General features: G+C 71.6%; 17 protein-coding genes and 2 tRNA genes. 9 read left to right on the top strand and 10 right to left on the bottom strand.

Translation table 11 applies throughout. The annotated features are described in order from the left end of the window. Positions 1-39: 39 nt before the first annotated feature. On the bottom strand, positions 40-1284 hold the full coding sequence (locus K415_RS0120500) for a GNAT family N-acetyltransferase (RefSeq protein WP_024288895.1): 1245 nt from the start codon (positions 1282-1284) through the stop codon (positions 40-42). 106 nt (positions 1285-1390) lie between these two features. On the opposite strand from K415_RS0120500, the gene K415_RS0120495 reads away from it, so the two are divergent. Together K415_RS0120495 and K415_RS0120490 are read left to right on the top strand one after the other, a co-directional pair. Then, entirely contained in the window at positions 1391-2536 is a 1146-nt protein-coding gene (locus K415_RS0120495; protein WP_155859539.1) for a PP2C family protein-serine/threonine phosphatase, read from the top strand. 10 nt (positions 2537-2546) lie between these two features. After that, positions 2547-2876 (top strand): MGMT family protein, encoded by a 330-nt coding sequence (locus K415_RS0120490; RefSeq protein ID WP_024288893.1) that lies wholly within the window; start codon positions 2547-2549, stop codon positions 2874-2876. A gap of 43 nt (positions 2877-2919) precedes the next feature. On the opposite strand, the gene epsC is transcribed toward K415_RS0120490, so the two are convergent. Continuing rightward, positions 2920-3504 (bottom strand): serine O-acetyltransferase EpsC, encoded by a 585-nt coding sequence (epsC, locus tag K415_RS0120485; RefSeq protein ID WP_024288892.1) that lies wholly within the window; start codon positions 3502-3504, stop codon positions 2920-2922. Positions 3505-3507: 3 nt separating this feature from the next. After that, the gene (gene cysK / locus K415_RS0120480; protein WP_024288891.1) at positions 3508-4443 is read right to left on the bottom strand and encodes a cysteine synthase A; all 936 of its coding nucleotides are present in this window, start codon (positions 4441-4443) and stop codon (positions 3508-3510) included. 470 nt (positions 4444-4913) lie between these two features. On the opposite strand from cysK, the gene K415_RS0120470 reads away from it, so the two are divergent. Beyond that, positions 4914-5267, top strand: coding sequence for a hypothetical protein (locus tag K415_RS0120470; RefSeq protein ID WP_024288890.1), 354 nt, complete (start codon positions 4914-4916; stop codon positions 5265-5267). On the opposite strand, the gene K415_RS23670 is transcribed toward K415_RS0120470, so the two are convergent. Further along, complete coding sequence (locus tag K415_RS23670) at positions 5246-5950, bottom strand: hypothetical protein (RefSeq protein ID WP_024288889.1); 705 nt, start codon at positions 5948-5950, stop codon at positions 5246-5248. The genes K415_RS0120470 and K415_RS23670 overlap by 22 nt on opposite strands. 54 nt (positions 5951-6004) lie before the next feature. Next, a tRNA-Gly gene (locus tag K415_RS0120460) sits at positions 6005-6075 on the bottom strand. 132 nt (positions 6076-6207) lie between these two features. On the opposite strand from K415_RS0120460, the gene K415_RS0120455 reads away from it, so the two are divergent. The 6 genes from K415_RS0120455 to K415_RS0120430 all read left to right on the top strand — a co-directional run bounded on the left by K415_RS0120455 (position 6208) and on the right by K415_RS0120430 (position 12385). After that, positions 6208-6281: transfer RNA gene (locus tag K415_RS0120455), tRNA-Pro, on the top strand. 201 nt (positions 6282-6482) lie between these two features. Then, the gene (gene tig / locus K415_RS0120450; protein ID WP_024288888.1) at positions 6483-7916 is read left to right on the top strand and encodes a trigger factor; all 1434 of its coding nucleotides are present in this window, start codon (positions 6483-6485) and stop codon (positions 7914-7916) included. A 244-nt stretch (positions 7917-8160) separates the two neighbouring features. After that, positions 8161-8787: an ATP-dependent Clp protease proteolytic subunit gene (locus K415_RS0120445; RefSeq protein ID WP_029664271.1), complete on the top strand. Its 627-nt coding sequence runs from the start codon at positions 8161-8163 to the stop codon at positions 8785-8787. 55 nt (positions 8788-8842) lie between these two features. After that, complete coding sequence (locus K415_RS0120440; protein WP_024288886.1) at positions 8843-9544, top strand: ATP-dependent Clp protease proteolytic subunit; 702 nt, start codon at positions 8843-8845, stop codon at positions 9542-9544. A 157-nt stretch (positions 9545-9701) separates the two neighbouring features. After that, on the top strand, positions 9702-10976 hold the full coding sequence (gene clpX, locus K415_RS0120435; protein WP_024288885.1) for an ATP-dependent Clp protease ATP-binding subunit ClpX: 1275 nt from the start codon (positions 9702-9704) through the stop codon (positions 10974-10976). 203 nt (positions 10977-11179) lie between these two features. Further along, positions 11180-12385: a Vms1/Ankzf1 family peptidyl-tRNA hydrolase gene (locus K415_RS0120430; protein WP_024288884.1), complete on the top strand. Its 1206-nt coding sequence runs from the start codon at positions 11180-11182 to the stop codon at positions 12383-12385. Positions 12386-12455: 70 nt separating this feature from the next. Here K415_RS0120430 and K415_RS0120425 read toward each other — a convergent pair whose 3' ends face one another. The 5 genes from K415_RS0120425 to valS form a co-directional block, all read right to left on the bottom strand. Further along, entirely contained in the window at positions 12456-14255 is a 1800-nt protein-coding gene (locus K415_RS0120425) for a long-chain fatty acid--CoA ligase (RefSeq protein ID WP_024288883.1), read from the bottom strand. A gap of 81 nt (positions 14256-14336) precedes the next feature. Continuing rightward, positions 14337-15134, bottom strand: coding sequence for an amino acid ABC transporter ATP-binding protein (locus K415_RS0120420; RefSeq protein ID WP_024288882.1), 798 nt, complete (start codon positions 15132-15134; stop codon positions 14337-14339). After that, positions 15131-15970 carry an amino acid ABC transporter permease gene (locus K415_RS0120415; RefSeq protein ID WP_024288881.1) on the bottom strand — a complete coding sequence of 280 codons (840 nt, stop codon included), beginning with the start codon at positions 15968-15970 and terminating at the stop codon, positions 15131-15133. Before K415_RS0120415 ends, K415_RS0120420 begins: the two co-directional genes overlap by 4 nt. Further along, a complete protein-coding gene (locus K415_RS0120410; RefSeq protein ID WP_029664269.1) occupies positions 15970-16761 on the bottom strand; it encodes an ABC transporter substrate-binding protein in 792 nt (263 codons plus the stop codon). Before K415_RS0120410 ends, K415_RS0120415 begins: the two co-directional genes overlap by 1 nt. A gap of 109 nt (positions 16762-16870) precedes the next feature. Then, entirely contained in the window at positions 16871-19546 is a 2676-nt protein-coding gene (valS, locus tag K415_RS0120405) for a valine--tRNA ligase (RefSeq protein WP_024288879.1), read from the bottom strand. Positions 19547-19779: the final 233 nt, after the last annotated feature.

Below are 19779 nucleotides of genomic sequence, written 5' to 3'. Positions count from 1 at the left end.
GACCCGGGTACCGATCCGGCGCTGCCGGCCGGCCCAGGGCTAGAAGACCCAGCTGCACACCGGGGCGAGCGGCCAGCCGAAGGCGACCGCCGCGCCGTGCAGGGCACCCGGGGTCAGCTCGGTGACCAGGCCGGCGGTCGCCAGGGCGGCGAGCGAGACGCCACCGAGGTAGGCCGAGCCGAGGTCGCGCACGTCCAGCAGCAGGTCGGCCGGTGCATCCGTGCGCCGGACCGTGGCGGCGTCGGGTCCGCCCACCAGGTGCCAGCGCCCGGCGTTGGCCGGCAGCATCGTGTCCGTCACCTCGAGCACGACGTCGACCTGGGTCGCGTAGCGCCGGGCGGCCAGTGCTGCAGGCACGTCCAGCACGCGGACCCAGACGTTGTCGGACAGTCGCGTCTCGGCGGCCCGTGGGTCGATGAGCAGCCACGCCAGCGGGTCGTCGGGCGCGAGCAACGAGGTCTCGACGGTCGCCATCAGGTCCAGGTCGAGCAGGACACCCCACAGGGCCCGTGCTGCGCGGGCATCCTGGGCGACCGCCTCGCTGACCCGCACGACGCCGCGCGGACCGGCGTCGTTCCACACGGACTTGCGGCGGAACAGCGCGTAGGCCACGGGCGTGCCGTCGTCCTCCACCACGGCGATGCGCAGCGACTCGGCACCGTCCCGGAAGGCCTCGATGTCGATCAGGTGGGCGGCCCGCAGCTCCGGGGTGTCGCGCACCGCCCAGCCGGGCCGGTCCACGGCGCTGTGCACCTGGTGGATCAGCTCTCCGTGCCGCTCCGCGTCCACCCGCTCGATCCGGACCCGCAGCGCATCGGCGCCCGGCACGTCCCGCAAGGCGGCGCCGCGCGGGATCTTCAGCCGCAGGTCGCGTGCGGCCAGGCCGTAGCCGAACCGGCCGTAGATCGCCGGCTCCGCGGCGAACAGTGCGGAGACGGCCTCGCCACGCGTGAGGCTCCGGTGGACGTGGTCCTCGATCATCGAGCGCAGCAGGCCGCGACGTCGGTGACCGGGGTGGACACCGACCCAGGTCAGGCCGGACACTCTGGTCCGAGCGCCGGGCACCGGGAAGCTCGCGAACGGGTAGGAGCCGTGGCTCGCCACGAGCTCGCCGTCCGGCGTCTCGACGCCGCGCGTGCGGTCCCAGCTCAGCGGGGAGGGGAGTGCGTCGGCCGCCTCGTCGGACAGGGTGCCGGGGAATGCCCAGGACTCCAGGACGAGGAGGTCGTGGCGACGTGCCTCGGGCACGTCGACGGTGCGGTAGCCGGGCGGCAGCGTGGTCATGGCGATCATCGTGCCCTGTCGGCGGCCCGGCGGCATCCTGCTTTTCCAAGCCTCCCACGGGCGAGGGACGGGTGCCCCGCGGCTCGCGGCTCGCTAGCCTCGACGGGTGACCCTCACTGCGCCCGTCCCGCGTCAGACGCGGCAGGCGCGCGCCGGCGCCCCGCGACGGGCGCGTCCGCCGCGCTCCGGCGGCGCGCGGGGGCGTCGGGGCCGCGGTGGGCGGGGACGCCCGCTGACCCGCCAGGTGACGGCGACGTCGGGCCTGGTGGGGCTGGCCCTGCTCGCCGGGTTCGGCATGGTCATGTCCCCGGAGTGGGTCTCGTCCGCGGCGATGCTCTTCCTCGTCCTGCTCGGTGTCTTCGTGCTCCGGCTGGCCGGCATGGTCGCGCTGAGCGTCGTCGTCCTGGGCCAGATGGTCACGCTCGAGCTCACCGGTCTGACCAGCGTCACTCCTGGGACCTTGGCCATCGAGGTGCTCGGAGTGGTCTGCGGCGTCCTGTTCGTCCGCAGCCGGGACCGTCTCGGGCTGCAGGGCGCGACCAGCGACCTGATGCTGGTCGACCTGCGGGACCGGCTGGTGGCGCACGGCCGGATCCCGCTGCTGCCCGAGGGGTGGCGGGTCGACAGCATCGTGCGCTCGGCCTATGCCGAGGCTTTCTCCGGCGACTTCGTCGTCGCGTCCCGGACCCAGGGCGGACGGTTGCTGGAGATCGTCCTCGTCGACGTCTCCGGCAAGGGGCAGGAGGCGGGCGTCCGCTCGTTGCTGCTCTCCGGTGCGTTCGGCGGCCTGCTCGGCGCGATGCCCCGGGAGGGGTTCCTGCCCGCGGCCAACACGTACCTGCTCGAACAGAACTGGCCGGAGGGTTTCGCCACGGCCGTCCACCTGGCGATCGACCTGGACTCGGGCCTCTTCTGGGTCTCGACGGCCGGGCACCCGCCGGCCGTGCACCTGCACGCAGGCTCCGGTCGCATCGACATCATCGACACGACCGGCGGCCCGGTGCTCGGCATCGTCACCGCTCCGACCTTCGTCGTGCACGCCGGCCGGATGGAGCGCGGCGACACCCTGATGTTCTACACCGACGGTCTGGTGGAGAGCCCTGGCGCCGACGTCGACCTGGGCATCGATCGGCTGATGGGTGAGGCCGAACGGGTGATTGCGACCCGCAGCGGCGGTGCCGACGCCGTCGTGGCCGGTGTGCGTGCCGGCGACGCCGACGACCGCGCACTGATCCTCGTCCACCGCGACTGAGCGGGGTCCGATGGACGACGACTACCTCGAGGCGGTGCTCGACCTGGTGGCCGCGATCCCGCCGGGGCGCGTGATGACCTACGGCACGATCGCGGAGGTGCTCCGCGACAGGTCGGGCGGCGGTGGCCCGCGCCAGGTCGGCCAGGTGATGGCCCGGGCCGGCTCCGGGGTGCCGTGGTGGCGCGTCGTGAACGCCTCGGGGCGTCCCCCTGCGAGGTACCGGACCGACGCCGTCGCCGCCCTGCGGGCCGAGGGCTGCCCCCTGACGGACGACGAGACGGCGGACGACACCGACGCCCGGGTCGTCCTGCGCACCGCGCTCTGGTGGCCCGAGCCCTGACGGCTGTCGCGCAGGCCGTAGCTCAGCTGGACCACGCCGTGGCTCAGATGTAGATGGCGGGGTCCTCGACGAGATCGACGGCGGGGGAGGCGACCGAGCGCGTGCGGATCACGGCCGGCACCCCGACGGCCACGGCGTGCGCCGGGACGTCCTTGACCACCACGGCGTTCGCGCCGATCTGTGCACCGTCACCGATCCACACCGGGCCGAGGATCTTGGCGCCGGCACCCACCACGACGTTGTCACCGAGGGTCGGGTGCCGCTTGCCCCGGCGCATCGACCTGCCGCCGAGGGTGGCACCGTGGAAGAGCACGACGTCGTCGCCGACCACTGCCGTCTCGCCGATGACGATGCCCATGCCGTGGTCGATGAACAGCCGACGCCCGATCTGAGCCCCCGGGTGGATCTCGATGCCGGTCGCGGCCCGGGTGGCCTGCGAGAGCAGGCGCGCCGCCAGGCGCAGGCCGGGCTCCCGCCACATCCGGTGGGTCACCCGGTAGGCCCACAGCGCGTGGACCCCCGGGTAGCCCAGGGCGACCTCGACCAGGCTGCGCGCCGCGGGGTCGCGACGTCGAGCCGCCTCGAGGTCCTCGCGCAGCACGACGAGGAAGCGCCACATGCGGTCCATCGCTCAGTCCATCAGGTCGGCGTAGAGGATCGTGGACAGGTAGCGCTCACCGAACGACGGCACGATCACGACGATCAGCTTGCCCGCGTTCTCCGGCCGCCGGGCGACCTGGACGGCCGCGTGGATCGCGGCGCCCGAGGAGATCCCGACCAGCAGGCCCTCGCGCCGGGCGGTGTCCCGGGCGACGCGCACGGCCGTCTCGGCGTCGACGTCGACGATCTCGTCGTAGACGGTCGTGTCGAGGATCTCCGGGACGAAGTTCGCACCGATGCCCTGGATCTTGTGCGGCCCGGGAGCGCCCCCGTGCAGGATCGGCGACTCGGCCGGCTCGACCCCGATGACCTGCAGGCCCGGCTTGCGTGCCTTGAGCACCTGGCCGATGCCGGTGATGGTGCCGCCGGTCCCGATGCCGGCCACGACGATGTCGACCTGGCCGTCGGTGTCGGCCCAGATCTCCTCGGCGGTGGTCGCGCGGTGGATGGCCGGGTTGGCCTCGTTGGCGAACTGACGCGCCAGGACGGCGCCCGGCCGCTCGGCGGCGATCACCTCGGCGCGGGCGACGGCGCCCTTCATGCCCTCGCTGCCCGGCGTCAGGACGAGCTCGGCACCGAACGCGCGCAGCAGCACCCGCCGCTCCTTGGATGCCGTCTCGGGCATCGTCAGCACGACCGTGTACCCGCGGGCCGCGCCGACCATGGCCAGTGCGATCCCGGTGTTGCCGCTGGTCGCCTCGACGACAGTGCCGCCGGGGGGGAGCTCGCCGGACGCCTCGGCGGCGTCGATGATGGCAACCCCGATCCGGTCCTTGACCGAGTTGGCGGGGTTGTAGAACTCGAGCTTGGCGACGACTGTCGCGCCGGCGCCCTCGGTCACCCGGTTGAGGCGGACCAGTGGGGTGTTGCCGACGAGCTGCGTGACGTCGTCGAAGATGCGGGCCATGGGGATTCCTCGTCTCAGGGGGCCGCGGCAGCGGCCGTTCGATCATGGGTCCAGTGGGGACAACTGGTTGAGGCTCGTCAGCATTCCGGGTGCCGGCAGCGAGGCGGCAAGGTCACGGGGGCAGGAGCACTGGCCGCCGTCGCGGGGCGACGTCTCAGGATCGCCGACGCGGGGCCGGGGTCCGGAGCGGGAGAGCCAGCGCTCTATCGACAGCTCGGCAGACAGCCGGCGTACGAGGTGACGGATGTGGTGACGGACGACGGTGCGGTGACGGTCATGGGCAGGAACCAGGCGATGCCCATCTCACGTCCCTTCGTCGTCGGTCGATCCGCTCGTGGCCTGCGACGCTACCGGCCCGGCCGGGGGTGCGCAATCGTCCGCGATGTCGACCGGACGCCGGCACCGGACGCTAGTCTCCGTCCCGGTACTTGTCCGCGTCCGGGTGAGCCACGGCCGACGGGGGTGCTCCGGTGCGATCCTCAGGTTCGGCCGTCCCGTGGCGCAGGCTGCTGGGTGCCGTGCTCGGGTCGAGGGCCGGCCGTGCCGGGACGACCGTCGTGGCGATCGGCTGCGTCGTGGTGGGGCTGACGGCCGCGACCGGCGGGCTTCGTGCCGCACCGGACACCGGACTGCCGGTCGTGGCGGTGGGCGACCCCGCGGACCTGGGACCGGTCCGGGTCACGGTGCTCGACGCCGTCGTGACCGACCAGGTCGAGACCGGCCTGCTCGAGGCGACCGACGGCGCGGACGCGTGGCTCGTCGTGCGGGTCGTGGTCGAGGCGACCGGGACCGACACCGTGCTCTACCACACGACCTCGCAGTAGCCGGCCGCCAGGCGCAGCGCGGACCGCAGGGCGTGCCGCTCGCCCGGGGTCCGGGTGACGAGCCGGCCCAGGACGAAGCGGGCCAGCAGCGCGACCGCGACGGTCGCCAGGACCGCCGCCGACGTCGCTGCGGGCAGCCGTGCGGTGACGTCGTCACCGCCGAAGACGTCGAGGTCCTCCACCAGCCCGATCCCGAGTGCGACGACGTCCTCGCGGAGGGTCCCGTAGTACTCGTAGATCACCAGGAAGGGGACCAGGACGGCGGCCGTCCCGGTCAGCAACGAGCGGAGCGCGCGCTGCCGGTCCGCGGGCCCGTCCGGTTCGCGCCGACGCAGCACCAGGAGCATGCCGACGATCGTCAGCACCTGCGCGAACGGTGCGAGCGCGAGCACGAGCTGGCTCAGGACGGCCGAGGTGCGCGAGGCGACAGCCGCGGCGGCCAGCAGCGGTTCGCGGACGACGACCCCGATCAGTGCGAGCAGGACGAGCGGCGGCCAGTGGGCCAGGAGCAGGCGCCCGGCATCGCGGACCACCTCGAAGCCCTCGCTCACGATGCCCGTGCCGACCGGCGTGCCTGCGAGGACCGGACCGTCGGGTGCCGGCGCTGCCGGGCCGCCGACGGTTCCGGGTTCGGCGAGGGCTGCTGCGGGCGGGGAGCCAGGGCCCTGGCCGAGATCGGGCATGGCGGTCAGGCTAGCGGTCACCGCCGGCGCCGACCGGCTCTGGCCCGGCGTCGGAGCGGGTGAGGAGAATCGAACTCCCGTAGCCAGTTTGGAAGACTGGGGCTCTACCATTGAGCTACACCCGCGCGGTTCCGGCTGCCGGGTGGCGGCCAGGACGGCGGCCCCAGGGTAGCCGGTCGTGGGCCCCCGGTTCGAATGCGACCTCGCACCCCCAGTAGGCTCGTGGCCGGGCGGGCAGCGGGTACGCACCGGTCCGACGGGATGTGGCGCAGGTTGGTAGCGCGTCCGCTTTGGGAGCGGAAGGTCGTGGGTTCGAATCCCGCCATCCCGACCGCTGGAGCATGAACCGCCGGGGCACGATCCGCCCGGAGCAGGATCCACCGCTCCGCCTCGTGCCGTAGGATCGTCGGGCCGTGTGCGGCTGAGGCATGCCCGCGCGCAGATCCATCCGTGGGTCGCCGTCGGGCGGCCCTGCACCGAACGCCCCCGGGTCACCCACCCGGAGCCATCCGAGCCGTTGGAGACCACTGCTGTGAAGAGCGCCGTCGAGACCCTGGACGCCACAACGGTCAAGCTGACCGTCGAGGTGTCGGCCGAGGAGCTGAAGCCGAGCATCGAGCACGCGTACCAGCACATCGGCTCCGAGGTCTCCGTCCCTGGCTTCCGCAAGGGCAAGGTCCCCGCCCGGATCATCGACCAGCGGGTCGGCCGGTCAGCCGTCATCGAGCACGCGGTCAACGACGGCATGGCGGCCTTCTACCGTCAGGCGATCACCGAGGCCGACCTCCGACCGCTCGGCCAGCCCGACATCCAGGTCACCGAGGTCGCCGCGCTGACCGAGGCCACCGGTGGCCTGAGCTTCACCGCCACCGTCGAGGTGCGTCCCGAGATCGCCGTCCCGGCACTCGCCGAGATCACCGTGACCGTCGACGACGTCACGGTCAGCGACGCGGACATCGACGAGCGCCTCGACACCCTGCGCGAGCGCTTCGGCACCCTGGTCGGCGTCGACCGCCCCGCGGCCGACGGCGACTTCGTCGTGCTGGACCTCAAGGCCGGCATCGGCGACGAGGAGGTCGACTCGGTCAGCGCAATCTCCTACCAGATCGGCTCGGGCAACATGCTCGAGGGCCTCGACGAGGCGCTGACCGGCCTGTCCGCCGGGGAGACCACGACCTTCGCCTCGGCGCTCGCCGGCGGCGAGCACGAGGGCGAGACCGCCCAGGTGACAGTCACCGCGACGACCGTCAAGGTGCGCGAGCTGCCGACCGCCGACGACGACTTCGCCCAGCTGGCGAGCGAGTTCGACACGCTCGCCGAGCTGCGTGACGACCTGCGCGCCCAGGCCGCCCGGGTCAAGGCGTCGAACCAGGCGGTGCAGGCCCGTGACCTGCTGCTCGAGCGGCTCAAGGACGGTCTCGAGATCCCCGTGCCGACCGGCGTCGTCGAGGCTGAGGTGCACCGTCACCTGGAGTCCGAGGGGCGCCTGGAGGACGCGGAGCACCGCGCCGAGGTCCAGGTCGAGGCGAGCGAGGCGCTGGCCAACCAGATCCTGCTCGACACGCTGGCCGAGCAGCTCAAGGTCAAGGTCGCGCAGAACGAGCTCCTCGACTACCTGGTCAACGCCTCCCGCCAGTACGGCATGGACCCCAACACCTTCATCAAGACCGTCGACGAGCAGGGTCAGATCCCGGCCATGGTCGCCGAGGTCGGTCGCTCGAAGGCGATCGCCGTCGCGCTGCGTCAGGTCAAGGTCGTCGACGCGTCGGGCAACGCCGTCGACCTGTCCGAGTACATCGGCTCGGACGACGACGAGGTCGACGCGGTCGCTGCGGCCCAGGCCGCGCTCGAGGAGGCCATGGCGGCCGGTGCTGTCGCCGACGCCGCCGGCGAGGCGTCCGAGGTGCAGGACGAGACGCAGGACGACGCGCCGGACCAGGCCGAGCCGGCCGACGGCAAGTCCTGACGACAGACGGATCATCGAGGCCCCGCACCGGATCCGGTGCGGGGCCTTCCCGTCGGACCTGCCGGACCACGATCCGTGCGGGCCGGTGCGCAGCGGATCCCGACCACACACCGGTGCGCCGACAGCGAAAACCCGCTCGCAAGGGAGCATCCGGCGCCTGGGATCGCGTTAGGGTCACTGCACACGATTCGGGACCCGGGGCAGCTCCCTGGGACCGCGCAGGACGAGGAGAGCCGTGAACGAGATGAGCCAGGTACAGGCCGGACCGACCGCTGCGCGCAGCGAGGGACCCAACATGGGCCTCAACGACCACATCTACAACCGGCTGCTGCGCGAGCGGATCATCTGGCTCGGCTCGGAGGTCCGCGACGACAACGCGAACGCCATCTGCGGCCAGCTGATGCTCCTTGCTGCGGAGGACCCGGAGAAGGACATCTACCTCTACATCAACTCTCCGGGCGGCTCGATCACCGCGGGCATGGCGATCTACGACACCATGCAGTTCATCCAGCCCGACGTCGCCACCGTCGCGGTCGGTCTGGCCGCCTCGATGGGCCAGTTCCTGCTCTCCTCGGGCGCCAAGGGCAAGCGGTACGCGACCCCGCACACGCGCGTCCTGATGCACCAGCCGTCCGGCGGCATCGGTGGGACCGCGACCGACGTCCGGATCAATGCCGAGCTGATCCTGCACATGAAGAAGGTGCTCGCCGAGCTCGTCGCCGAGCAGACCGGCAAGACGCCCGAGCAGATCAACGAGGACTCCGACCACGACCGCTGGTTCACAGCGGATGAGGCGCTCGAGTACGGCTTCATCGACCACGTGGTCACGCATGCACACTCGGTCAGCGGGGGTGGCGGGACCGGCGCCTGAGCCGACCCGCCTGTCCAGCTCGATCCCGTCGTCCGCCACACCTCGAGGAGTACCCGTGAGCACCGAGTTCCAGCACCTGTCCCGCGCGGCCGTCCTGGCCGGCAGCTACGGCGGGGTCGCCCAGCCCTACGGCGCACCCTCGTCGCGGTACGTCCTGCCGCAGTTCGAGGAGCGCACGGCCTACGGCTTCAAGCGCCAGGACCCGTACACCAAGCTCTTCGAGGACCGGATCATCTTCCTCGGCGTCCAGGTGGACGACGCCTCCGCCGATGACGTCATGGCCCAGCTCCTCGTGCTCGAGAGCCAGGACCCGGACCGCGACATCATCCTGTACATCAACTCGCCCGGTGGCTCGTTCACGGCCATGACGGCGATCTACGACACCATGCAGTACATCAAGCCGCAGATCCAGACCGTGTGCCTCGGTCAGGCCGCCTCGGCCGCAGCAGTGCTGCTCGCCGCCGGGACGCCGGGCAAGCGCCTGGCGCTGCCGAACGCCCGCGTGCTGATCCACCAGCCCTCGATGGAGGGCGGCGGCTACGCCCAGGCGTCGGACATCGAGATCCACGCCAACGAGCTGATCCGGATGCGGGAGTGGCTCGAGGAGACCATCGCCAAGCACACCGGTCGTTCGGTCGAGACCGTCCGCAAGGACATCGAGCGGGACAAGATCCTCTCCTCGCAGCAGGCGCTCGAGTACGGTCTGGTCGACCAGGTCCTGGCGAGCCGCAAGGCGGAGATCCCGCCCCCGCACTGACCGTCGTCGGCCGCCTGCCCGGGCCACGGGCGGGTGGCTCTTCGGGTGAAGGACACGCCGGGCAGGGGCTCCGGGCTGACACGGGGCCCGGCGTGGTGTGCAATGGTCGTAGATGGTGACGTGCGCCCTCCGGGCGTCCACCGGGGAGGAGATCGCAGTGGCACGCATCGGGGACGGCGCCGACCTGCTCAAGTGCTCCTTCTGTGGCAAGAGCCAGAAGCAGGTCAAGAAGCTGATCGCCGGTCCTGGCGTCTACATCTGCGACGAGTGCATCGACCTGTGCAACGAGATCATCGAGGAAGAGCTCGCCGAAGCGACCGAGGTCGGCATGGTCGAGCTGCCCAAGCCGCGCGAGATCTTCGACTTCCTCGAGCAGTACATCGTCGGCCAGGAGCCGGCCAAGCGGTCCCTCGCGGTGGCGGTCTACAACCACTACAAGCGGATCCAGGCCGGTGAGGCCGTGCGGGTCGACGGCGACGAGGTCGAGCTCGCCAAGTCCAACATCCTGCTGATCGGGCCGACGGGCTGCGGCAAGACGTATCTGGCCCAGACCCTGGCGAAGATGCTCAACGTGCCGTTCGCGATCGCCGACGCCACCGCGTTGACCGAGGCCGGGTACGTCGGCGAGGACGTCGAGAACATCCTGCTCAAGCTCATCCAGGCTGCTGACTACGACGTCAAGAAGGCCGAGACCGGGATCATCTACATCGACGAGGTCGACAAGATCGCCCGCAAGAGCGAGAACCCGTCGATCACGCGTGACGTCTCCGGTGAGGGTGTCCAGCAGGCCCTGCTCAAGATCCTCGAAGGCACGACGGCGTCCGTCCCACCCCAGGGCGGGCGCAAGCACCCGCACCAGGAGTTCATCCAGATCGACACGACGAACGTGCTGTTCATCGTCGCGGGCGCCTTCGCGGGGCTCGACGAGATCATCACCTCGCGTGCCGGCCGGCGCGGGATCGGTTTCGGTGCCCCGCTGCACTCGGCCGACGACACGGATGTGTTCGGCGAGGTCATGCCGGAGGACCTGCTCAAGTTCGGGCTGATCCCCGAGTTCATCGGTCGCGTGCCGGTGATCACCACCGTCTCGCCGCTGGACCAGTCGGCCCTCGTGCGCATCCTGACCGAGCCCCGCAACGCGCTGGTCAAGCAGTACCAGCGGATGTTCGAGATCGACGGTGTCGAGCTCGAGTTCACGCCGGGTGCGGTCCAGGCGATCGCGGATCAGGCCCTCCTGCGCGGCACGGGCGCCCGCGGGCTGCGCGCGATCCTCGAAGAGGTCCTCCAGCAGGTGATGTTCGACGTCCCCAGCCGCGACGACGTCGCCCGCGTGGTCATCACGCGCGAGGTCGTGCTCGAGAACGTCAACCCCACGATCGTCCCGCGCGAGACCCCGGTGGCCAAGCGCACCCCGCGGGAGAAGTCGGCCTGAGACCGACGCCGGCCTGAGACCTTACCGGCCGTCCCAGCGCCGGCCGAACGGCCCAGCCGTCCCGCGTCCGGCACCACCGGCCCGGTGTCTGTGGGGGAATTCCGCCGCCGGGACTGGCGCCGCGCCCCAAGGTGCAGGAGGGTGGGAAGGGATCGACCAGCCGGCGACAGCTGCCTGCCGGATCGCCCGACGAGAGGTGCTCGATGAAGCTCGACTCGCTCAAGCCGCTCCTCGACCACGACGGCCCGCTCACCACTGTGTGCTTGGACGTCACCCGTGCAGACGAGGCCGGGGACCGAGAGATCCGAAGCCGCTGGAACGGCTTGCGAAGGTCCTTGGAGCAGGCAGGAGCGCCGCCGAGCACGCTCGAGCTGATGGCCGCGGCCGTGCTCCGTCCGACGCACGTGCCGGGCCCGCACGGGCGGTTCGTGGTCGCGGCGGGCGAGCAGATCCTCTTCGACCGGGTGCTCGCCGAGGCGCCGGCACGTGAGGAGGCGTTCCACGACGGGGTGCCCGCGCTGATGCCCGCGGCCCAGGCCGCCGGCGAGGCCGTGCGGTACCTGCTGGTCGAGGTCGACCGCTCGGGCGCGGATCTCAGCTGGTCCGGCACCGAGGTGCCCGACACCAGCACCGAGCACGTCGAGGGCGGGCACGACGTGCTGCACAAGGCCCACGCCGGTGGGTGGTCCGGGTGGTCGAGCCGCCGGATGCAGGCCCGGGTCGAGGACTCCTGGGAGCGCAACGCCGAGGCGGTGGCGGCCGAGCTGAACCGCGCGGTCATCGAGCACCGTCCGGAGCTCGTCATGATCACCGGCGACCTTCGCGCGGTGGCCCTGATCCGTGAGGAGGTGAGCCGGCCCACCGCCGAGCTCATCGTCGAGGTCCCGGGCGGCTCACGTGCGGAGGGGATCAAGGAGGAGGTCTTCGCGGGGCACGTGCACGCCGCCCTCGAGGACTTCCGTGCCCAGCGCCGGGAGAAGGTCGTGGACCGCCTGCGCGAAGGTCTGGGCCGCGGTGGCGGTGGCGTGACCGGGTTGGGGGACGTGGTCGAGGTGCTGCGCCGCGGCCAGGTGGCCGAGCTCATCATCGAGCAGGACGCCGCGGGCGTCCCGGTCGCCCTGCACCAGCGGCGGCTGTGGGTCGGCCCCGGTCCGCTCGAGATCGCCGTGCGGCGCAGCGAGCTGACGTCGCTGGGCGTCGACGTCGCCTCGGCGCAGGAACGCCGTGCGGACATCGCCCTGCTCCGGGCCGCGGTGGCCCAGGACGCAGGGGTCACTTTCGCGCTCGAGGGCGGTGTCGAGCTCGTCGACGGCCTCGGTGCCGTCCTGCGCTGGACCGATGCGGCGACCCCGCACGAGGTGTCGCCGAGCTACACCGCTGACAGCAACCGGCGGCGCGGGCACAGCTGAGGACCTCCGAGCGGGCCGATGGCCGGCGGGCGTGAGCCGCTCGCCGGCCATCGGTCCGCTCGGGCGGGCGTCACGGGGCGTAGATCGCCTCGATCTCGGCGGCGAAGTCCTTGAGCACGTCGGTCCGCTTGACCTTGAGCGATGGCGTCAGGTAGCCGTTCGCCTCGGTGAAGTCGATGCTCAGGACCGAGACCTTGCGGATCGACTCCGCCCGGGAGACCGCTGCGCTCGCCCGGACCACTGCGCGATCGAGCGCGGCGAGCACCGCGTGGCTCTTGGCTGCCGTCGCGACGTCCATCGGCGGCAGGTCGTGCGTCGCGAGCCATCCGGGCAGCATCTCGGCGTCAAGGGTCACCAGGGCCGCGATGAAGGGCTTCTGGTCGCCGACGACGACGACCTGGCTGACCAGGGGGTGGCCACGCAGCCGGTCCTCGAGGAGGGCCGGAGCGACGTTCTTGCCGCTGGCGGTGACGATGATCTCCTTCTTGCGGCCGGTGATCGTCAGGTACCCGTCCTCGTCGAGCGAGCCGAGGTCACCGGTGCTGAACCAGCCGTCGTGCAGGGCGTCAGCCGTCGCCGCGGCGTTGTTGTGGTAGCCGCGGAAGACGTGTGCTCCCTTGACCTCGATCTCGCCGTCCGCTGCGAGCCGGATGGAGGCGCCGGGGAACGGCGGGCCGACTGTCCCGATCTTGGTCCTCTCCGGCATGGTGACGGCGGTCGGGGCGGTGGTCTCGGTCAGTCCGTACCCCTCGAGGACCCGGAGCCCGAGCCCGCGGTAGAAGTGCCCGAGCCGTTCGCCGAGGGGCGCACCGCCGGAGACCGCGTACTCGGCGGCGCCGCCGAGGGCCGCGCGCAGCTTGTGCAACACGAGGCGGTCCGCCAGGGCGTGCTGGGCCTTGAGGGCCGGGCTCGGGCCGCCGGCGGAGTCCAGGGCCCGTGAGTAGACGATCGAGGTCTTGGCCGCCCAGCGGAAGAGCTTGAGCTTGACGCCGTCCGCGGCCTTCTGCTCGGCGGAGTTGTAGACCTTCTCGAACACCCTCGGCACGGACAGGATGAAGGTCGGCTTGAAGGTGCCGAGGTCCGCGAGCAGGTTCTTGGTGTCCGGCGTGTGGCCGAGGACGGCGCCGGACGGGATGCACAGCACCTGGATGTACCGCGCGAAGACGTGCGCGAGCGGCATGAACAGCAGGGTGCGCGAGTAGGGCTTGGCGACGACGTCGGCGAGGCCGGCGACCCCCTCGAGGGTGAGGCTGACGAAGTTGCCGTGGGTGAGCTCGACGCCCTTGGGGTTCCCGGTGGTCCCGGACGTGTAGATGATCGTCGCGAGGTCGTCCATCCCGGCCAGGGCGCTGCGTCGCTCGATCTCGGCGTCCGGCACGGCCCGGCCCTCGTGGGCGAGGACCTCCAGGGCGCCGTCGTCGATCACCAGGACGTCGATCAGCTCGGGCAGCTCGGGCCGCACCGACCCGGTCACTGCGGCGTGCGCCGTCGTCTCGACGAGGGCCAGCCGCACCCCGGCGTCGGACAGGATCCAGCGGACCTGCTCGGCGGCGGACGTCTCGTAGACCGGGACCGGGACGGCGCCGGCCGCCCAGGCGGCGAAGTCGAGCACCGTCCACTCGTAGCGGGTCCGGCTCATGATCGAGATCCGGTCGCCGGGCTCGATCCCGCGCGCCACGAGACCCTTGGCGATCGAGGTGACCTCGTCGACGAAGCTCCGGGTGCTGACCGGCGTCCAGGACCCGCCGAGGCCGGTCTTGCGCTCGATCAGGGTCCCGTCGGGGGATCGCTCCAGACGGGCGGCCAGCAGGCCGGGGATCGACATCGAGCTGTCGACGGCGATCAGGCTGGGGGATGAGATCTCGTGCACGACGACTCCAGTCAGGCGGGTGCGACCCGGTCCGGGCCTGCGCTGTGACGATATCGCGGGTGCGGCGGTCGCGGTCGGGCCTCAGCTCGTGGGGGCGCCCGGCACCTGGAGATGGGTCGGGTCGAGCACGCGCCGCAGGAAGGACTGGGTGCGCTCCTGCGTCGGTGCGCCGATGACCTGTGCCGGGGTGCCCTGCTCGACGAGCATGCCGTCATCCATGAACACGACGCGGTCGGCCACCTCGCGGGCGAAGGCCATCTCGTGCGTGACGACGAGCATGGTCATGCCGTCGGCCGCCAGGTCCCGCATGACGGCGAGCACGTCGCCGACGAGCTCGGGGTCCAGGGCCGACGTCGGCTCGTCGAAGAGCATCAGCGCGGGGTCCATGCTCAGGGCACGGGCGATGGCCACCCGCTGCTGCTGGCCGCCGGAGAGCTGGGCCGGCATCGAGTCCGCGCGGTCCGCCAGGCCCACGTGCTCGAGGTTCTTCATCGCCACCGCACGGGCCTCGTCGGCCGAGCGGCCGAGCACGTTGCGCTGGGCGATCGTGCAGTTGGACAGCACCGAGCGGTGCGGGAAGAGGTTGAACTGCTGGAAGACCATCCCGACGCGCGTCCGCACCCGGTCGATGTCGACGTCGCGGTGGGTCACCTCGTTGCCGAGGACGCGGATGGTCCCCGCGGTGGGCTGCTCGAGCAGGTTGACGCAGCGCAGCAGCGTGGACTTGCCCGAGCCGGAGGGTCCGATGACGCAGACCACGTCGCCCTGCACGACGGTCAGGTCGATGCCCTTGAGCACCTCGCGCTCGCCGAAGGACTTGCGCAGGCCGGTGATCTCGACGACGACGTCGCCGGTGGTGTCCGTCGGTGCGGTGCTCACACGTGCCCCTTGTAGCCGGTGGTGCGCTCGAGCCAGCGGGTCAGGCTGCTCAGCGGGATGGTCAGCAGCAGGTAGGTGATGCCGACGGCCAGCAGCGAGGTCATCCCGCCGTCGGCCTCGCTCAGGGCGGCGCGGCCCACCTTGGTCAGCTCGAAGTCGGTCACGAAGAGTCCGAGCCCGAAGACCAGCGAGGTGTCCTTGAGCAGCAGCACGATCTCGTTGGTCAGCGGCGGCAGGACGATCCGGAACGCCTGCGGGATGACGACGTGCACGAGCGTCGCGCCGGAGGACATGCCCAGGGACCGGGCCGCCTCGACCTGGCCCTTCGGGACGGCCTGGATGCCGGCCCGCAGGGTCTCGGCGATGTACGCCGCGGAGACCACGCCGAGGGCGAGACCGATCTGCAGGACGACCGAGTCGAACCGCACCTCGAACGCCGCGGGCAGCGCATAGCCGAACGCGAAGACGACCAGCAACGCGGGGATGCCGCGGAAGAACTCGATGTACCCGGTCGCGATGACCCGGTAGACCTTGACCGCCGACAGGCGCATCAGCGCCAGGACGAGCCCGAGCGCCAGGCCGATGCTGAAGGCCGCCAGCGTGTAGATCACGGTGTTGAACGCCGCGTGGGGCAGCTTGGGCAGGATCTGCCCCAGCGAGTCGGGGTTGAAGAAGACGTCCCCGATGCGTGCCCAGTCCGTGACGGCGACGAGAACGACGGCAAGCACCAGCAGGACGGCGTACTGCACCCGGCGGGTGACCAGTGCCCGCCGGCGAGGGCTCATCCGGACCCGGCCCGCGCGTGCGGGCCGGGTCGCGGACGGAGCGGTGACCATCAGCCCTCGGCCGGAGCGGTGCCGATGAACTCGGTGTAGATGTCGGCGTAGGTGCCGTCGTCGGCGATCCGGGTCAGCGTGGCGTTGACCGCGTCACGGAGCGCGGTGTTGCCGGTCTTGACGCCGAGGCCGTACTGCTCACCGGTCGGGAAGGTCGTGCCGACCTCGAGGGCGTCGTCGACGAACGGGCCGAGGACAGCGATGTCGTTGATGATCGCGTCGACCTGGCCGGCCTTGAGCGCCTCGACCTGGAGGCCGAGGTCCTCGAACTGGACCGGGGTCAGACCGTTGTCGGTGGCCCAGGTCTCGCCGGTCGTCGCGGCCTGCACGCCGACCTTGAGACCCTCGAGCGCCTCGATCGAGTCGATCCCGGAGCCGGCGGCGACCAGCAGCCCCTGGTCGGCGTCGAAGTACGGGTCGGAGAAGTCCATCTTCGCCTCGCGGTCCTCGGTGATGGTGATGCCCGAGGCGACGAGGTCGCAGTTGCCGGACTCGAGGTCCGCACCGGACTGGATGCCCTCGAACGGCGTGATGAGGGTTGCGAGCTCGACGCCGAGGTCGTCCGCGACCTCCTGCACGATCGCGATGTCCAGGCCGACGATCTCGCCGTCCTCCTCGTACTCGAAGGGCTCGTACGGCGGGTTGGTGCAGACGGTCAGGGTCCCCTCCTCGATCAGGGAGACGTCGCCACCGTCGGCGGAGCCGTCCGAGGCGGTCGAGCTGCAGCCGGCCAGGGCAAGGGCGGCGACGGCGGCCAGGGGGAGGGCGAGGCGCAGTGCGCGGGTGGACATGGGGGTTTCCTCTCGGCGCGACACAAGGACAGTGCAAGAATATACGCAGGCAACGATAGGTATGCACGTTCGTGCGGGCGACAGACCAAGGTCCCCTGACGCGTCGTGCTCAGACGGGCGGCTCGAGCTCGGCGCCGCGCACCAGGGCGCCCTCGATGCCGTCGTCGGCCACCAGGGTCAGGTCCGCCGCGCGACCGGCGGCCAGCACGTCGCCGAGGGTTGCGGTGACCAGCGCCAGGTGCGCGCTCGGCACGACGAGCTCGCCCCGGGTGATCACGGTGCGCATCGAGACCTTGGCCTCGGACTTGACCTTGCGCAGGGCGGCGAGGGCGCGACCCGCGGCGGCCAGGTGCGCGGGGTCCACGCCGTCGGCCGCGGTCAGCAGCGGAGCGGCGTCCGGCCAGGGCGCGCGGTGCACGGAACCCTCGCGCCACCACGACCACACCTCCTCGGTCGCGAACGGGAGCACCGGCGCCAGCAGCCGCAGCAGCGTGTCGAGCGCGAGGGCGAGGGCGGTGCGCGCGGACACGGTCGCCGGGGTGGCGACGGCGTCGCCCGAGCCGTACGCGCGGTCCTTGACGAGCTCGAGGTAGTCGTCGCAGAACGTCCAGAAGAACGTCTCGGTGACCTCCAGCGCCCGGGTGTGGTCGTAGGACTCGAGGGCAGCCGTCGCCTTCTCGACGACGTCGGCGAGCCCGGCGAGCATCGCCCGGTCGATGGTCTCGGTGATGGCCGCGGGATCCGGGTCCCCGGCGTCGGCCGCGCCGAAGCCCAGAGCGAACTTGCTCGCGTTGAGCACCTTGATCGCCAGACGCCGACCGATCTTCATCTGGCCGACCTCGAAGGCGGCGTCCGTGCCGAGCCGCGCCGAGGCCGCCCAGTACCGGACGGCGTCCGAGCCGTGCTCCTGCAGCAGGCCCATCGGCGTGACGACGTTGCCCTTGGACTTCGACATCTTCTTGCGGTCCGGGTCGAGGATCCAGCCGGAGATCGCCGCGTGCGCCCAGGGCAGCGAGCCATGCTCGAGGTGCGCGCGGACCACCGTGGAGAACAGCCAGGTGCGGATGATGTCCTGCCCCTGGGGGCGCAGGTCCATCGGGAACACCCGCGCGAACAGGTCGGGGTCGGACTCCCAGCCGCCGGCGATCTGCGGGGTCAGCGACGACGTCGCCCAGGTGTCCATCACGTCGGCCTCGCCGACGAACCCGCCGGGCACGCCGCGCTGGTCGGCCGTGTAGCCGGGTGCGACGTCGCTGCTCGGGTCGACCGGGAGGCTCGCCTCGTCCGGCACGATGCGGCGGGTGTAGTCGACCTCGCCGTCGGCGTCGAGCGGGTACCACAGCGGGATGGACACGCCGAAGAAGCGCTGGCGGGAGATCAGCCAGTCGCCGTTGAGGCCACCGACCCAGTTCTCGTAGCGCACGCGCATGAACTCCGGGTGGAAGGCGAGCTCGTCGCCCCGGGCGAGCAGCGCCTCGCGCAGTCCCGCGCCCGCACCGTCGGCCCGGCCGCCGTTGCGGATGTACCACTGACGGGAGGTGACGATCTCGAGCGGCTTGTCGCCCTTCTCGTAGAAGTTCGCCATCCGCTGGGTCGGCGTGGGCTCACCGTCGAGGTCGCCCGTGGCGCGCAGGGCGTCGACCACCGCCGCCCGTGCCGAGAACGTCGTCCTGCCGGCGAGCTCGCCGAACAGCGCGCGGCCGGCGTCGTCGGCGATCCAGTCGGGGATCTCGCGCAGCAGGCGGCCGTCGCGGCTGATCACCGAGTGGGTGGGCAGCTGCAGCTCGCGCCACCACTGCACGTCGGTGAGGTCGCCGAAGGTGCAGCACATCGCGATGCCGGCGCCCTTGTCCATCTCGGCCCCGGTGTGGGCCAGCACGGGGATCTCGATGTCGAACAGCGGTGCGCGGACGGTCGTGCCGAACAGGTGCTGGTACCGCACGTCGTCGGGGTGCGCGATGAGCGCGACGACGGCCGGGATCAGCTCGGGCCGGGTGGTCTCGATGTGCACCGGACCGGAGCCGTCGGTCGCGTGGAAGGCGACCCGGTGGAAGTGGCCCGGGTAGTCGCGCGCCTCGAGCTCGGCCTGCGCGACGGCGGTCTGGAAGGTCACGTCCCACAGGCCGGGGGCCTCGGCCTGGTAGGCCTCGCCGCGGGCCAGGTTGCGCAGGAACGCCTTCTGCGCGACCACGCGGGACGGCACGCCGATGGTCTGGTAGTGGTGGCGCCAGTCGACCGACAGGCCCAGCCGCCGCCACAGCGCCTCGAACTGCCGCTCGTCCTCGACCGTCAGCCGCTCGCACAGCTCGACGAAGTTGCGGCGCGAGATCGGGACCTGGTCGGCGGCCTTGATGCTCTTGCCCTCGCCGCCCTCGTGCGGCACGGCGAAGTCGGTCTCGTACGGCAGCGTGGGGTCGCAGCGCACGCCGTAGTAGTTCTGCACCCGGCGCTCGGTCGGCAGGCCGTTGTCGTCCCAGCCCATCGGGTAGAAGACCTCGCGCCCGCGCATCCGCTGGTACCGGGCGACGACGTCGGTGTGGGTGTAGCTGAAGACGTGGCCGACGTGCAGCGAGCCCGAGACCGTCGGCGGCGGCGTGTCGATCGAGTACACCTGGTCGCGCGTCCTGGTCCGGTCGAACGCGTAGGTCCCGGCCTCGGACCAGGTGGCGTCCCAGCGGTCCTCGAGGCCGTCCAGGCTGACCTTGTCCGGTACCCGCGACGAGGTCGAGGCCGTCGCCGGGACAGTGCTCGTAGAGACAGTGACCGAGGCATGCGTGTCGCTCATGGTCGCCGATTCTCCCAGACCCGGCCGGGACCCACGTACGCCGGGGCGGATGCGCCGGATCGGACGGGTGTCGAACCGGATCGGACCGGTGCCGAGCCGGATCGGACCGGTGCGCCGAGCTGAACCGGGCGAAGCCGGGCATTCAGGGGACATTCAGGGTGACCCGGTCCGGATCTCAGGGGACCCTGAGGGGGTTCCCCGATCCGCCGAGCACCTGTGGGCCGAGATCATGG

Origin of the sequence: Cellulomonas sp. KRMCY2 (genome assembly GCF_000526515.1) — a bacterium.
Taxonomy (GTDB): Bacteria; Actinomycetota; Actinomycetes; order Actinomycetales; family Cellulomonadaceae; genus Actinotalea.
This window is presented reverse-complemented; position numbering and strand designations above follow the sequence as displayed.

Bases quoted from the DNA above. Each gene is read 5' to 3' on its own strand.
- K415_RS0120500 (WP_024288895.1), bottom strand. From the start codon at position 1,284: ATGACCACGCTGCCGCCCGGCTACCGCACCGTCGACGTGCCCGAGGCA.
- K415_RS0120490 (WP_024288893.1), top strand. From the start codon at position 2,547: ATGGACGACGACTACCTCGAGGCGGTGCTCGACCTGGTGGCCGCGATC.
- epsC (WP_024288892.1), bottom strand. From the start codon at position 3,504: ATGGACCGCATGTGGCGCTTCCTCGTCGTGCTGCGCGAGGACCTCGAG.
- cysK (WP_024288891.1), bottom strand. From the start codon at position 4,443: ATGGCCCGCATCTTCGACGACGTCACGCAGCTCGTCGGCAACACCCCA.
- K415_RS23670 (WP_024288889.1), bottom strand. From the start codon at position 5,950: ATGCCCGATCTCGGCCAGGGCCCTGGCTCCCCGCCCGCAGCAGCCCTC.
- K415_RS0120445 (WP_029664271.1), top strand. From the start codon at position 8,161: ATGAGCCAGGTACAGGCCGGACCGACCGCTGCGCGCAGCGAGGGACCC.
- K415_RS0120430 (WP_024288884.1), top strand. From the start codon at position 11,180: ATGAAGCTCGACTCGCTCAAGCCGCTCCTCGACCACGACGGCCCGCTC.
- K415_RS0120415 (WP_024288881.1), bottom strand. From the start codon at position 15,970: ATGGTCACCGCTCCGTCCGCGACCCGGCCCGCACGCGCGGGCCGGGTC.
- K415_RS0120410 (WP_029664269.1), bottom strand. From the start codon at position 16,761: ATGTCCACCCGCGCACTGCGCCTCGCCCTCCCCCTGGCCGCCGTCGCC.
- valS (WP_024288879.1), bottom strand. From the start codon at position 19,546: ATGAGCGACACGCATGCCTCGGTCACTGTCTCTACGAGCACTGTCCCG.